Here is a 14,759-nt window from a genome sequence, read left to right as displayed (position 1 = left end):
ATTTATTTTTGATTATAAATATACATTAATCTTTATAGTAAAGTATAACCAAACAAAAAATGACCAACGTAGAAGAATTTTATTTTAAAAACACTACCCAATGGAGAACTTGGTTATTAGAAAACCATAATGCAAATACTGGTATACATTTAATACTTTATAAAGTAGGTCATAAAAAGCAAAGTATGCGTTGGGAAGATGCTGTAAAAGTTGCACTTTGTTTTGGCTGGATAGACAGCACTGTAAAAAGCTTAGGTGATGGTAAAAGAAGACAATATTTTTGCCCCAGAAAACCTAAAAGTGTTTGGAGTAAGGTAAATAAAACACATATTAAAAACTTAATTGCTAACAAGCAAATGCATAAAAGCGGACTAAAAAGTATAGAAATAGCTAAAGAAAATGGCTCTTGGACTGCTTTAGATGATGTAGAAAACGGTGTTTTACCTACCAGCCTACAAAAAGCATTTAATAAAAATCCTAATGCCTTTAGTAATTACAATAATTTTGCTCCATCCTATAAAAAAGGCTATTTGTACTATTTAAACCAAGCAAAAAGAGAAGAAACAAAGCAAAAAAGAATCGCAGAGATAATTAAACTCTGCGATGCTAATATAAAATCTAGAAATACGTGGTAGCTTACAAACCACTTATGTAACTACTATAAGGGTCTTTAAACTGTATACCCTCTGTAAACCTGTATTTACTTAATTGTTTAAACTGTACCAAGCCCCAAAGTATAAACTCTTTTACAAAATAACTTTCTTCTTTTTTTAACTTAGGTTGGTGCTCCCCTAACAAATCATCTAAAGGAGACACTGCGTCTAACATATTTTTATACTCTTTATCTCTTAAGTCATCTAAAAGCTCAAAACCAGCTTCGTTATTAAAAAACCAAGACACTACACTGTCATAAGGACTAACATCTTCTTGTTTTTTAAGTTTTTCAATTTTAGGAAAATACTCTGGAAACAATGTTTGTACCGCATCACCAATTAAGTTATAAGCTACACTTGCTGCACCTTCTTGCTCACCCTCATAAACTAGCTCTACTTTACCAGTAATAGCAGGTATAATACCTATAAAATCACTTAATCTAACTGTAGTTTTATCATCTCCATTTTTTAAAGCCCTAAGTTCTGCTGTACTTAATAAGTTTTCAAAAGCAGTAATACTAAGTCTTGCACTAACACCACTTTTAGCGTCTATGTATTCGCTTTTACGAGCTTCAAAAACAATTTGCTCTAACAATTCTTTCGCCAATTCCGGTACCATAATAGCGCTAGACTGTCTCTTATCTAACTTAGCTTCTTGTTCTGTAATTATTTTAGCAGTTTCTATATCTTCTGGGTAATGGGTAAGAATCTGTGAGCCTATTCTATCCTTTAAAGGGGTAACAATACTCCCACGGTTGGTATAATCTTCTGGGTTGGCAGTAAATACAAATTGCATATCTAAAGGTAAACGTAATTTAAAACCTCTAATTTGTATATCACCTTCTTGCAATATGTTAAACAATGCAACTTGTATTCTTGCTTGTAAATCTGGCAGCTCATTAATAACAAAAATGCATCGGTTAGCACGTGGTATCATACCATAATGTATTACTCTATCATCTGCATAACTCAACTTTAAGTTTGCAGCTTTTATTGGGTCTACATCGCCAATAATATCTGCTACAGTAACATCTGGTGTAGCCAATTTTTCTGCAAAACGTTCACTTCTATGTAACCAACTAATAGGTGTATTATCTCCTTCTTCATTAATAAGCTCTACAGCATACCTAGACATTGGTTGTAAAGGATCGTCATTAATTTCAGATCCTTTAACTACTGGTATGTATTCATCCAATAAGTTAAGCATTAACCTTGCTAAACGAGTTTTTGCCTGTCCGCGTAAGCCTAATAAGTTAATATTATGTCTAGATAATATTGCGCGCTCTAACTCTGGTATAACTGTATTTTGGTAACCGTGAATACCTGTAAAAGTTGTTTCTTTATTTTTAATTTTATCTATTAAATTATCGCGTAACTCATCTTTAATAGATTTACTTTGATATCCAGCTTTTTTTAAATCGCCTAGTGTTTTAATTGTATCTATTTTCATATTTTATTTTTAGAAAAGAGATTATAGAAAATTAATTTAATTGTAATTATCTTATTTCTATTCTCTTTATTCTTTTTATCCTTTAATTCGTTTTTTTCTATTGGTTTCGTAATCTTCAAAAATCATTTCTCCAAGTCCTTTTAAACCTGTATAAAATGCTTTTCCTTGGTTTGCGTGTGTAAATTCTTTTACAAACTGCATTAAATATGGGTCTTGCGCAATCATAAAAGTAGTTATAGGTATGTGTAGCTTTCTTGCCTGTTGCGCCATAGCGTAACATTTATTTATAATGTTTTCATCTAAACCTACACTGTTTTTATAATACGTACCATCTGGCATTTGCAAACAACTTGGCTTACCATCTGTTATCATAAAAATTTGTTTGTTAGTATTACGTTTTCTACGGAGTAAGTCCATTGCCAATTGCAAACCTGCAACAGTGTTAGTATGGTAGGGACCAACTTGTAAATACGGTAAATCTGCAATTTTTATAGGCCAAGCATCATTACCAAAAACAAGTATATCTAAAGTATCTTTTGGGTAACGCGTAGTAATTAATTCTGCCAGTGCCATAGCTACTTTTTTAGCTGGTGTAATACGATCTTCACCATAAAGAATCATACTATGGCTAATATCTATCATAAGTACAGTACTCATTTGAGATTTATGCATAGTTTCTTCAACCACCAAATCATCTTCTGTTAAACTAAAATCACCAATGCCATTATTTATTTGTGCGTTACGTAAACTTTCTGTCATAGACACTTTATCTAAGGCATCGCCAAATTGGTAATTTCTAAAGTCTCCAGTATGCTCATCACCTGCTCCAACACCTTTGCTTTTATGGTTACCAGAACCGCTACGTTTTATTTTACCAAAAATTTGGTCTAATGCGGCTTGCCTAATAGCTCTTTCGGTTTTAGCCGTAATAGCAGTACCATTACTACCATCTGGTTTTATTTCTTCTCTAATGTAGCCCTTAGCCTTTAGGTCTTCTATAAAATCATCAATAGTATAATCTTCTGTGGTAAGTTTATATTCTTTATCTAACTCCCGCAACCAATCTATAGCCTCATCAAAATCTCCAGATGTATGTGTAATTAGCTCTTTAAAAATTTCAAAAAGCTTTTCAAACGGAGTTTGTGAAGGGGCTTTGTATTGCTTAAATACAAAACCTTTTCTGTTTATTTTATCGTTCTTCATACAAGTATAAAAATACGGCTTTTTCAATAAAACTTCTATTTTCAAAAAACCTATTTGTATTAAATGTTTGCTAAATGTAAGCTTGCTTTGTTAACATATTATTATGAAATTTTAATAGAGTTTTCGTTATTTTCGGAAACTTTAAATAAGTTTCTATTGAAAATTAAGATTAACAAACTTGCAAAAAGCACTCGTTTATACAGAAAACTACACAAAACTGTAGCTATAATTTTGGCAATATTTATACTACTTATTAGTGTTACAGGGGCTTTACTTGCTTGGAAAAGTGAACTTTATTTAAAACCCTCTACCCAAAAAGCATCTAAAATAAACACTCCTTTACTTGCTTTAGAAACCATTGAAAAAAATGCCATAACGTATGTAGATTCTTTACAGTTGTCCACCATTATAGATCGTATAGATTACAGACCCAAAAAAGGTGTGGCTAAAATTAGGTTTGATGAACATTTTACCGAATTACAAATTGACTGTTACACTGGTAAAATATTATCGGTAAAACAACGTACAGATACTATAATTGAAAAAATACACGACGGCTCTATTCTAGATTACTTTATACAAAATGATGCATCAATATTTAAACTATTGTACTCAACAATAATAGCACTAGGGCTAATATTTATTAGCGTAAGCGGAATAATACTATGGATAAACCCTAAAAAAATAAAGAAAATAAAAAATACTGACTATCAATAACTTAAACCAATATTACTTATTTTTAAAAATCAACTAACAACTCTAAAAAATGAAAAAACTACATTCACTTCTGTTCTTTTTTACTGTTTTGTGCTTATCTGCACAGGATTTTAAAATGGATTATGTACAAGATTTAAAACCCAGAAACATTGGCCCTGGAGGTATGAGCGGCCGTGTAACTGCTATAGATGCTGTACATACTAATCCTGATATTATTTATGCAGGCACAGCCTCTGGTGGACTATGGAAATCTACCTCTGGAGGTATAAAATGGGACCCTATTTTTGATAAAGAGGTAACAGCATCTATTGGTGCCGTTGCTATACAACAAAGCAACCCATCTGTAATTTGGGTAGGTACAGGAGAAGGTAATCCTAGAAATAGTTTAAATGGTGGTTATGGCATTTACAAGTCTTTAGATGGTGGTAAAAATTGGCTACCTATGGGCTTAGAAAAAACTAGACACATACACAGAATTGTAATAGACCCTACAAACCCTAACATAGTTTATGTTGGTGCTATTGGTTCTCCTTGGGGAGAGCACCCAGAACGTGGTGTTTTTAAAACTACAGATGGTGGTGTTACTTGGAAAAAAATACTCTTTACCAATAACAAATCTGGTGTGGCAGATTTGGTAATGGATCCTACAAACCCAAACAAGCTTATTGCTGCAATGTGGGAACACAAAAGAGATCCTTGGTTTTTTAAATCTGGTGGTGTTGGTAGCGGTTTATATATGACCCATGATGGTGGTAAAAATTGGAAAAAAATTACTGAAGAAGATGGTTTGCCAAAAGGTGAACTTGGTCGAATAGGTATTGCTATTGCACGCAACAAACCTAATGTAGTTTATGCTTTAGTTGAAGCTAAAAAAAATGCATTATACAAATCTACTGATGGTGGTTTTAAATGGAAAAAAATTAACGATAAATCTGATATAGGAAATAGACCTTTTTATTACTCAGAAATTTATGTAGATCCACAAAATGAAAACAGAGTATATTCTGTTTTTACCTACATAAACGTATCTGAAGATGGCGGTAAAAACTTTACCCAATTAATGCCAGCTTATGGCGCAGATAATGGCGTACATCCAGATCATCACGCGTGGTGGATACACCCCGAAAACGGACAATTTATGATGGATGGTAATGATGGTGGACTAAATATTACCAAAGACGGCGGTAAATCTTGGCGATTTATTGGCAATTTACCTGTTGCACAGTTTTACCACATAAACGTAGATAATGAGTACCCTTATAACGTTTATGGTGGTATGCAAGACAATGGCTCTTGGCGCGGACCTGCTTTTGTATGGAGAGCACAAGGTATACGAAATAGCTACTGGCAAGAAATTTCTTTTGGTGATGGTTTTGATGTTGTACCAGATTTAGATGATTCGCAATTTGGTTATACAATGAGTCAGCAAGGAAATGTATCTAGATATGATTGGAAAACAGGGAACAATTACTCTGTAAGACCAACACCACCAGATGCTGAAACAAAATTAAGGTTTAACTGGAATTCTGCAATTGGGCAAGATCCTTTTAATAATTCTACTGCATACTTTGGCAGTCAGTTTGTACATAAAACAACAGACAAAGGGTTAACGTGGACGGTTATTTCTCCGGATTTAACCACTAATGATCCAGCAAAACAAAAACAAAGCGAAAGTGGCGGTTTAACTATGGATGCTACCGGTGCAGAAAACCACTGTACTATTTTAGTAATAGAACCTTCTTCTGTAGAAAAAGATATGTTGTGGGTTGGCACAGATGATGGCCGCGTACATGTAACACAGAATGGCGGTGCCAACTGGACAGATGTAACCAAAAACATAAAAGGATTACCAGAAGGTAGTTGGATACCGCAAATTAAAGCATCTAACAAAAACAAAGGGGAAGCTTTATTGGTTGCTAACGATTACCGTAGGTTTAACTACACACCTTACGTATACAAAACCGTTAATTATGGTAAAACTTGGACTAGAATTGTAGATGAAAATGATGTAAAAAGTTATGCGTTATCTATTATTGAAGATCCCGAAACTCCAAACCTATTATTTTTAGGTACAGATGATGGTTTGTACATTTCTTTTGATGCTGGTAGCAAATGGCAAAAATGGACAGAAGGCTACCCAACTGTATCTACCAAAGATTTAGTAATACACCCAAGAGAACATGACCTTGTTATTGGTACTTTTGGTAGAGCCGCATGGGTTTTAGATGATATTAGACCTTTAAGAGCTATAGCTAAGGATAAAACCATACTTACTAAAGACGTGGCTTTATTTACTCCTCCTGTTGCCTACCAAGCGGCATACCAACAACCTACAGGTAGTAGATTTGGCGCAGATGCCTTATTTAACGGAGAAAATAAAAAAGGTGGCGCAATGCTAACCTATTTTTATAAGAAAAAAGAAAAAGCAGAAAAACCAGAGGCTGATAAAAAAGAGGAAGAAAAAGAAAATACTCCTGCAAAAAAAGATGGTATAGCTTCTAAAGATTCTTTACAATTTCAGTTTTTTAATGGTAATGAGTTAATCCGTACTATAAAAATTAAAGCCCCTAAAAAAACAGGCTTGCATCGCTTTTATTGGAATATGTCTGAAAAAGGACCAGAAAGACCATCACGTAGCATACGTAAATCTAAAAATGAACCAAGTGGGCAACGTGTTTTACCAGGCAATTATAAAGTTAAATTAACTTATGGCACAACTATAGATGAAACAATGCTAACTGTAAAACCTGACCCAAGGTTAAACGTTTCTAAATCTGCTATTGAAGAAGTGTACAATGCAAACAAGACACTTGCTAAGTATACCCAAACGGCTGCAGATGCAGTAAAACAATTGGTAGAAAGTAAAAATACTGCTAATAAATACAAAGCAGATTTAACTGCTTTAGACAAGGAAAAGTATAAACAAGAAATAGAATCATCTACATCTGTAGTTAAAGAAATAGATGCTGTTATTGCCCTGTATATTGGTAAAGTAGACAAAAGACAAGGAATTACCAGAAACCCAGAAATTACGGTTATGCAAAGAATTGGTAATGCTAGTAGTTATGTACGTAGTAGAAAAACTGGACTTACAACTACTGAAAAAAATCTAATACAATTTGCTAAAAAAGAATTAGAGACTGCCCTAGAAAAAACAAATACTTTTTTCACTGAAAAATGGAATCCGTATAAAGCAAAAATAAGTAGTTTAAACACAAACGTTTTTAAAGAAATTAAAACCTTTACAATTAATTAAAAGGATAAGAGTAATAGATTTTTTACCTTTATACTTTATTAAATTATAGTATTATGAAAAAGATAAAATTAATATGTTTAGGCTTAATAGCTGTTACCACTTTTAGCTGTAAAGATGCTAAAAAAGACCATTCTCATGAAGGTGAAAATGCAGATCATAGTCACGCAAAAACAGAGGCTCAATACTCATTAATTGCAGACTCTACAAAGGCAAGTTTTACTGCATACAAAACTACAGATAAAATTGGTGTTGGTGGAACATTTAAAACTGTTAACATTATTAAATCTAACACTGGCGCTACAGCTTTTGAGGCTTTAAATGGCACAGAATTTAGTATACCTGTAAGTAGTATATTTACTAATGATGGCACCGGCACAAGAGATCCAAAAATTTTAGAATTCTTTTTTGGTGTAATGAAAAATACCGAGTTAATTTCTGGAACTTTAAAAACCGAAGGAGATAAGGCCTCATTAGAAGTTACTTTAAATGGAGAAACCGCTACTGTACCATTAACTACTGAAAAATTAGCAGATGATAAATATAGCTTTTCTGGTGTAATGAATTTAGAAGAATGGAATGCTTTAGATGCAGTGGCATCTATAAACAAAGCTTGTGAAGCATTACATACTGGTGCAGATGGTGTTAGCAAAACTTGGAGCGAAGTAGCGATTAAAGGCCAAGTATTATTAGCTAAAAAATAATTTTTTATTGATAGCGTTACCATTTACTTTTTATGAGTTAAAGGTTTAGGGGTATTACTCTTAGTTTAGTGCAATAAATTTGTATTAATTGAAAACCATAACAAGATGAAAAAAATAATAGTAACGCTATCAATTCTTTTTATAAGTTTTACATACAGTTGTAAAAATCAAAATAAAAAAGCTGAAGATTCTTCTACAACAAATGCCACTGTAATTCCTGATACAAAGGACTCAAAATCACTTACAATTACATTGGAACCAAAAAGTAACAGTAATGTTACAGGTAAAATTACCTTTACCCAAAATAACAACAAAGTGGCAATGGTTGCCAACCTTACTGGTTTAAAAGAAGGTGAACACGCAATACATATTCACGAAAAAGCAGATTGTACTTCTGATGACGGTAAATCTGCAGGCGGACACTGGAACCCAACTTTTGAAAAACACGGAAAATGGGGAGATAAAGAAGGTTACCATAAAGGAGATATTGGCAACTTTATTGCAGATAAAAATGGTAATTCTGAAATTAAATTTAACACCAATGAATGGTGTTTGGACTGTGAAGATCCTAAAAAAAATATCCTTGGAAAAGGAATTATAGTTCATGAAGGTGTAGACGACTTTACTTCTCAGCCAAGTGGAGATGCTGGCGCAAGAATTAGTTGCGCAGGAATTATAGAATAAATTAAACAAACATATACATTATAAAAAAGCTACAGTTATGTAGCTTTTTTATATTATCTTACCACTGTAAATACAATATATGCAATTAGAGACCCTAGTTATACAATTTCAGAATAAAGACCCAAAAGCTTTTGAAAAATTATATGATATGTATTCTGAAAATATTTGTGGTGTAATAAATACAATTGTAAAAAACTCAGATATTTCACAAGAAATTTGTCAGGATGTTTTTGTAAAGATCTGGAATAATGCAGATAAATACAATGCATCTAAAGGGAGGTTTTTTACTTGGATTTTAAACATTGCACGCAATGCTGCAATAGATGAAGTGCGTTCTAAAGCTCACAAAAACAGCAAACAAAACCTATCTACAGATTATTTCGTAAGTATCTTAGAAGATAATAATAACCTAGATGATAAAATGGATGCCATTGGAGTAAAAAAGTTTTTATTAAACTTAAAAGACAAGTGTGTGCAAATTATAGAAATGTTATATTTTAAAGGTTATACCCAAAAAGAAGTATCGGAGGAATTAAATATTCCTTTAGGAACTATAAAAACAAGAAACAGAAGTTGTATAACACAACTAAGAAAAAATGTATTAGGATAGGCAAATGAATATTGAAGAATACATAGCGTCCGGAAAATTAGAACTTTATGTTGCTGGCTTGCTCTCTAATGAGGAAAACCTGCAAATACATAAAGATGCGGAACAATACCCAGAAATTAAAAAAGAGATAGAGGCTATAGAGGCTGCTGTACGGGAGCTAAGCAGAAGTGCTTCGCCTAAATTAGATAATAATATGTTTACAGCTATTAAGCGTAGACTTAATTTATTAGATAACCCTAAAGTAGTACAATTACCAAAACAAAAAACAAGCTGGGCAACTTATACTGGTTGGGCTGCTGCTGTGGTTTTATCTGCAGGTTTGCTTTGGATGTACAACCAGAATAAAGATTTAGAGTCTAAAATAGAGGTAGTTTCACAAGAAAAAGTAGATTTAGAATCTAAAATAGACAATGCAAATAACTCTTTATTAGAAACACAAGATTTACTTAACACAATTAGAGATAAAAATATAGCTGTTGTTGCTTTGGGCGGACAAACAGTTTCACCAGAGTCTTACGCAAAAGCTTATTGGAACAAAAAGGAACAAAAAGTATTTATAGATGCTAAAGGATTACCAGAGCCACCAGATGGTTTTGTGTACCAAGTGTGGTCTTTAAAACTTAATCCTTTAACACCAACTAGTTTAGGTTTACTAGAAGATTTTAAAGGAGATGAAAACAAAATATTTGCTTTAGCCAATGCAAACAATTCTGAAGCTTTTGGTATTACTTTGGAGCCTGCTGGTGGTAGTGAGTCTCCTACCCTAGAGCAGTTATACACACTAGGTGTAGCCGCTAGCTCTTAAAAATTACTTATCATACATTAAAAAATCCTCTGTTTTTAGAGGATTTTTTAGTTACATAGTTATTGGTTACAAAAAAAGCTCTGTAAATACAGAGCTTTAATATTTAACAAAACCAATAAATGTTAAACAAACATATCTTAATCAGTTTAAAGAATACACTATTTATGTATTTTAATCTGTTTTTCTTTTAATTTATGAGCATTATTATACTCTACTTTTTTTAAAGATTTGTGTGCTGCAAACAATTTGTAGCAATAAAACGCCATTACGGCAATCCAAAGTGTAAAAAAATAATATTCCATAACAAATATGTTTTTAATAGTTGTTGCACTTGTAATGCTGCACCTATTTTCACTACATACGGAGTTTTAGGTTAAGTGGTTTTATTAAAACTACATTTTTTATGTTTTAGTATATTAACATAAAAAAATCTTAAAATTTAAAAAATAAAAAAGCACCAAAACACAGGTGCTTTGGTACTTTTTAGCAACAACCTACAACTAAACTCTACAAAAGTTGTACTTATAAATATTATAGTATTTACTTATAAATTAGCTATTTTTTGTTCCATATTTGGTCCAAGTTCATAAATAGCACCTGTTAATTCTGCCTTTAATTCCTCTACTTTTTTTGTGTTACCTGCTGCTTTAAAAATTTCTGCCGAACTATATAAAATATGTGGTTCAAAAGTTTTTCCTTCAATATGTTTTTCAACAATTGTAACCGCGTTAGCTATATTTCCTTTTTTAAATAAACTATGCGCTAGCAACATATAAGACTCTGGAGTTTTTCTGTTATTTACCTCTTCCTTTGCTATATCTAAGGCTTTCCCGTATAAATCTGTATAATCTAAATAAAAGTTAACATTATAGGCGTTATACATTGCACCATAAGCTGGATTTTCTACTGCTTTAATGTATCTATCCATATTTTTTAACTTCTCAAACTTATTGTTTTGGTATTCTGCTATTTCTGCTTTTAGCAAATAATAGTCTGGAGCATTATACGTTTTGTTAATTGCATTTAAAATACGAAGTGCCTCTACTGGTTTACGCTCATATGAAAAAACAATCCAAGCTATTCCTTTTTTTGCATATGCATTATGAGGTTCTAAAAAAAGAGATTTTAAATAATAGTTATAAGAATCCTTAATCCTTCCGGCGTGACCATAGTAATCTGCAATATTAGTATAAGACCACACTTTTAAGTTGATATTATTAGACATTTCTGCTATTTGCTTTGCTTTTTCCATATAAGCTATAGTAGCATCTAAATCTCCTTTATAGTCTTTCCATTTTGCTATTCTAATTAAATAGCCAAAACTATTTTTATCTTTAAGTAAAGCTAAGTTTTCTTGGGCTTTATTATACTCTCCAAGTTCCATATAAACATCAAATAAAAGACTTTTTGTTTCTTCTACTCCACTTCCCATATTTTTAGCAGCTAATGCCATTTGCAATGCTTCTTTAAATCTATGCTGAGAAATATAATTGCGCCCCAAAGACCTATAAAAATCTGCTTTATTAACCGCCGATATTTCTACTGCTTTAGTTAGACACTGCTCTGCTTTTTTTAAATATTCTATTTTTCCCGTGTTTTTAAAGTACCTATTGTACTCTTGCGCAACCATACCAAAGCTGGCAATTTGCATACTGTCTGGTTTTATTTTTGAGTTCCACAACTCATATTGTCTAGATGTTGTTTTTTCTGCATCAACCTTTAAAAATGCATTATAATCTTTGGCATTTGTAACTGTTGTATTACCATCTAAATTACAAGAAGCAAAAGTAATTAAGATTATAAATAAGGCGAAATTTTTCATTTTTTAAAATTTTGTAGAGTTAAAAATAAGTTGAGAAAAAGGGAGGTTAAACCTCCCTTTCAATTAGTACGTTTTTAGTTTTCTGGAGTTCCTAAAAAAGGAAAATCAGTAGAAACTGTTGCTGTTAAGCTAACACCATCAGATGTTAAACGAGGTAAGTCTGCTGTACCATCACCATCTGTGTCTTGACCACTAAAACGGTCTCCTTCTTCTCCTCCAAAAAGTAGTATTAAAGAAACATCAATAACGTCATCTGTAATAAGTCTTCCAGTTAAAGCAACTTCATCACCATCTGGCACAAGAACTCTACCATCACCATCGTTATCTGTACCTGGATTAAAATATGTGGTTGGTAAATTAGGAGCAACTTCTAACACATCTGCTGCTAAATAGCCTGTTAACGAAGCCGCATCTAAACCTAAAATATTATTCTCATAATTTACATCTGCAGGATCTGCTCCTAATAAATTAGCGTAAACATCATGATATTGTTCTAATCTAGCCTCAAAACCAGCCTGAAACATAGCACCCATTTCTGATGGTATAGTAACATTTTGTGCATCTTTTACACTGGCTTGTCCTTCCATATCAAAAGACAAAACTGTATTAATTCCTGGTCTACCCATATGGTCTACTTGAGTGTAAGTTCCAGAAAAATCTATTGTTTGTGGTTCCATCTCCATATCTCCATTATCATCATCAGAACAAGATGCTATAGTTAATGCAGCTCCAAAAGCTAAGGCCAGATGTTTTATATTATATAATTTCATAATTGTAAGTTTTTAGTATTATTATTTTTTGTTTGTAGTTACCCAAGTTTTGTAAACTTCTAAACCTAATGCATTAGTTGCAGTAGTTGTACCTAACATAGTGTTAGGAATTTCTATAGCAATAGACATTGTATTTGCACCGTTAAAAGTATCTGTAGCTTCACCTACAGCCTTAAAACCTTCTGGTGCCATACCGCCTATAACAGCATTAAACTGTGTAAAGTCAAAAAAGAAAGCATCCTGTCTTGGACCAGCAAATAACTTAACACCATTAGATAATTCTTCAACCGTTGCAGTAGCACCAGAAATAGCAACAGAACCTAAAGGAGCATCTACCATAACTTCACCATTTAAACCAGTAGCAGATGGCGCTATAGGTCCAAAAAAGTACATTTTACCATCTCTAGGTATAGCTTGTATTACCAAATCTTCTATTAAATCGCCATCACGATCAATATTTATTTCTGTTAGTACGCCTTCATCAAAAGTACCATAAGCTAAATCTGGTAAAACATTAGTTTGTAGGTCTACTACAAATACGGTATTGTCTGAACCCGTTGTTGGCTCAAAAGCATAAAAATCTGCAATATCTGCAGTTTGTCCTGTAGTAGACGGAGCATCAATATGATCTGCCGCTACTAATACTACACCCACTATTGCTAGCAAGCATACAACTAATAAATTTCTGTTTTTTCTCATTGTAGTATGTTTTAATTATAATTCACCCCTACTTACGGAGCTTTAAAAAGTAGGGTTTGGTTTTTAATTGTTAAAATTTTGTTAAACAGAAATAAAGCCTAAATTGCATATAAACAATATATAGTTTAGCAAAAAAAATAAGTTATGAACCCGTCGGCTTCTGGTTGGATAGATAAGTTTGGACAAATAGCAACAAATAGTACTGTTGCGCATACTAATTTTGAAGAATTATACAGTAGTCTTTGTACTACAGGTTTTATTTATGGGATACACGTAAAATGGCTACAATTTATCCCAATTACCCATACACCAACAGAAGATGAAAATGCAAAAGCTAACTTAATTTCTGCCCTATATTTTACATACATTTTAGAAACTAAGGACAAAAATTACGGAACATTTATAACTAAATTAATTAATTTTTACGAAGCCCTAGATGTTAGCTCTAGCTTTTTTGATACCATTTTTACAGGCTCAAAAGCAAGTAACAAATTAGAGGCAATTATAAAATCTAGAGTTTTTTTAGAAGATAATTTAATAAACAAAACCTTTGGAAGTACAGTTACTAATACTTTATTATTTGTTGATGTGTTACTTTTTAAGCATTATTTAATTGACCAAAAAGATATAAAAAAGTATGCAGAAGAACTAGAGTATATATTAATAAACCTTGTGCACCACACCTTAAATTCCAAACAACAACAAAAATATGATGAGCGACTAAGCTATTTATTTATTGCCTCATTATCATTTTTACCAGACGATTATCATCATTTTGATGCGCATTATAGAGACCGATTAATTAATAAATTTAGTCCAGAAGTATACCAATATTTGATGGATATAATTTGCGTAACAGCTTGGGAAGATTTAACCTTAGACTACAAAGAATCTGAGTTTGTTTTTGGCATTGCAAAAGACCTAAATTTAAAAGAAAAAGAAGTTGAAAAATCTATTGAAAAAGTAGCTATTTTTTTCAAAGAAAATGCAAAAAAAATTCCACATTTAAAGGACCATAATTTAGCAGAAAAATTTTATGAGAACACCTCTAAATTTGCTAATAAATTAATATTAAGAAACAGCAAAAGATTGCAAAAAGAACTAGCAGAAAGTAAAGAATTAGTTGCGTTAATATCTAAATCTACCATTACAAATTTAAGTGTTGAAGAGAAGAGAAAAGTACAAAACCAATTGCTAGATATTTTTAAGAGCATACCATCTTTAGCAATATTTATGCTACCAGGAGGTGCAATTTTATTACCAATTTTTATTAAATTGATACCTAAATTACTACCATCTTCTTTTGATGAAAACAGAATTGAACAATAAGCAATAATTATACAAAAAGGCTAATATAGATAAATCTTATACTAGATTTATTAATGATAT

14 protein-coding genes are annotated in these 14,759 nt (G+C 32.1%); 8 read left to right on the top strand and 6 right to left on the bottom strand.

Annotated elements, in window-relative coordinates; translation table 11 throughout:
* The first annotated feature begins 59 nt into the window (after positions 1-59).
* The gene (locus PBN93_RS12685) at positions 60-635 is read left to right on the top strand and encodes a YdeI/OmpD-associated family protein (RefSeq protein WP_271080804.1); all 576 of its coding nucleotides are present in this window, start codon (positions 60-62) and stop codon (positions 633-635) included.
* 1 nt (position 636) lies between these two features.
* Here PBN93_RS12685 and PBN93_RS12680 read toward each other — a convergent pair whose 3' ends face one another.
* The gene (locus tag PBN93_RS12680) at positions 637-2,103 is read right to left on the bottom strand and encodes a magnesium chelatase (protein ID WP_271080803.1); all 1,467 of its coding nucleotides are present in this window, start codon (positions 2,101-2,103) and stop codon (positions 637-639) included.
* Between the two features lie 75 nt (positions 2,104-2,178).
* The gene (locus PBN93_RS12675; protein ID WP_077403906.1) at positions 2,179-3,306 is read right to left on the bottom strand and encodes a vWA domain-containing protein; all 1,128 of its coding nucleotides are present in this window, start codon (positions 3,304-3,306) and stop codon (positions 2,179-2,181) included.
* Positions 3,307-3,462: 156 nt separating this feature from the next.
* On the opposite strand from PBN93_RS12675, the gene PBN93_RS12670 reads away from it, so the two are divergent.
* From PBN93_RS12670 to PBN93_RS12645, 6 genes are all read left to right on the top strand, one after another.
* Positions 3,463-4,023, top strand: coding sequence for a PepSY-associated TM helix domain-containing protein (locus PBN93_RS12670; protein ID WP_271080802.1), 561 nt, complete (start codon positions 3,463-3,465; stop codon positions 4,021-4,023).
* A gap of 49 nt (positions 4,024-4,072) precedes the next feature.
* Complete coding sequence (locus tag PBN93_RS12665; RefSeq protein ID WP_271080801.1) at positions 4,073-7,279, top strand: WD40/YVTN/BNR-like repeat-containing protein; 3,207 nt, start codon at positions 4,073-4,075, stop codon at positions 7,277-7,279.
* Between the two features lie 53 nt (positions 7,280-7,332).
* Positions 7,333-7,980 carry a hypothetical protein gene (locus PBN93_RS12660; RefSeq protein ID WP_271080800.1) on the top strand — a complete coding sequence of 216 codons (648 nt, stop codon included), beginning with the start codon at positions 7,333-7,335 and terminating at the stop codon, positions 7,978-7,980.
* Between the two features lie 105 nt (positions 7,981-8,085).
* The gene (locus PBN93_RS12655; RefSeq protein ID WP_077403918.1) at positions 8,086-8,664 is read left to right on the top strand and encodes a superoxide dismutase family protein; all 579 of its coding nucleotides are present in this window, start codon (positions 8,086-8,088) and stop codon (positions 8,662-8,664) included.
* Positions 8,665-8,743: 79 nt separating this feature from the next.
* A complete protein-coding gene (locus PBN93_RS12650; RefSeq protein WP_077403921.1) occupies positions 8,744-9,274 on the top strand; it encodes an RNA polymerase sigma factor in 531 nt (176 codons plus the stop codon).
* Between the two features lie 4 nt (positions 9,275-9,278).
* Positions 9,279-10,079 (top strand): anti-sigma factor, encoded by an 801-nt coding sequence (locus PBN93_RS12645; RefSeq protein WP_077403924.1) that lies wholly within the window; start codon positions 9,279-9,281, stop codon positions 10,077-10,079.
* A 158-nt stretch (positions 10,080-10,237) separates the two neighbouring features.
* On the opposite strand, the gene PBN93_RS12640 is transcribed toward PBN93_RS12645, so the two are convergent.
* The 4 genes from PBN93_RS12640 to PBN93_RS12625 all read right to left on the bottom strand — a co-directional run bounded on the left by PBN93_RS12640 (position 10,238) and on the right by PBN93_RS12625 (position 13,370).
* Positions 10,238-10,381, bottom strand: coding sequence for a hypothetical protein (locus PBN93_RS12640; protein WP_013622084.1), 144 nt, complete (start codon positions 10,379-10,381; stop codon positions 10,238-10,240).
* A 242-nt stretch (positions 10,382-10,623) separates the two neighbouring features.
* Entirely contained in the window at positions 10,624-11,901 is a 1,278-nt protein-coding gene (locus tag PBN93_RS12635; RefSeq protein WP_271080799.1) for a tetratricopeptide repeat protein, read from the bottom strand.
* Positions 11,902-11,975: 74 nt separating this feature from the next.
* Complete coding sequence (locus tag PBN93_RS12630; RefSeq protein ID WP_271080798.1) at positions 11,976-12,671, bottom strand: hypothetical protein; 696 nt, start codon at positions 12,669-12,671, stop codon at positions 11,976-11,978.
* 21 nt (positions 12,672-12,692) lie between these two features.
* Entirely contained in the window at positions 12,693-13,370 is a 678-nt protein-coding gene (locus PBN93_RS12625) for a DUF4331 family protein (protein ID WP_077403214.1), read from the bottom strand.
* Positions 13,371-13,514: 144 nt separating this feature from the next.
* Here PBN93_RS12625 and PBN93_RS12620 point away from each other — a divergent pair, with 144 nt between their 5' ends.
* Positions 13,515-14,699: an LETM1-related biofilm-associated protein gene (locus PBN93_RS12620; protein WP_271080797.1), complete on the top strand. Its 1,185-nt coding sequence runs from the start codon at positions 13,515-13,517 to the stop codon at positions 14,697-14,699.
* The last annotated feature ends 60 nt before the right edge of the window (positions 14,700-14,759 follow it).

It is taken from the genome of Cellulophaga omnivescoria (assembly GCF_027915275.1).
GTDB classification, from domain to species: Bacteria; Bacteroidota; Bacteroidia; order Flavobacteriales; family Flavobacteriaceae; genus Cellulophaga; species Cellulophaga omnivescoria.
This window is presented reverse-complemented; position numbering and strand designations above follow the sequence as displayed.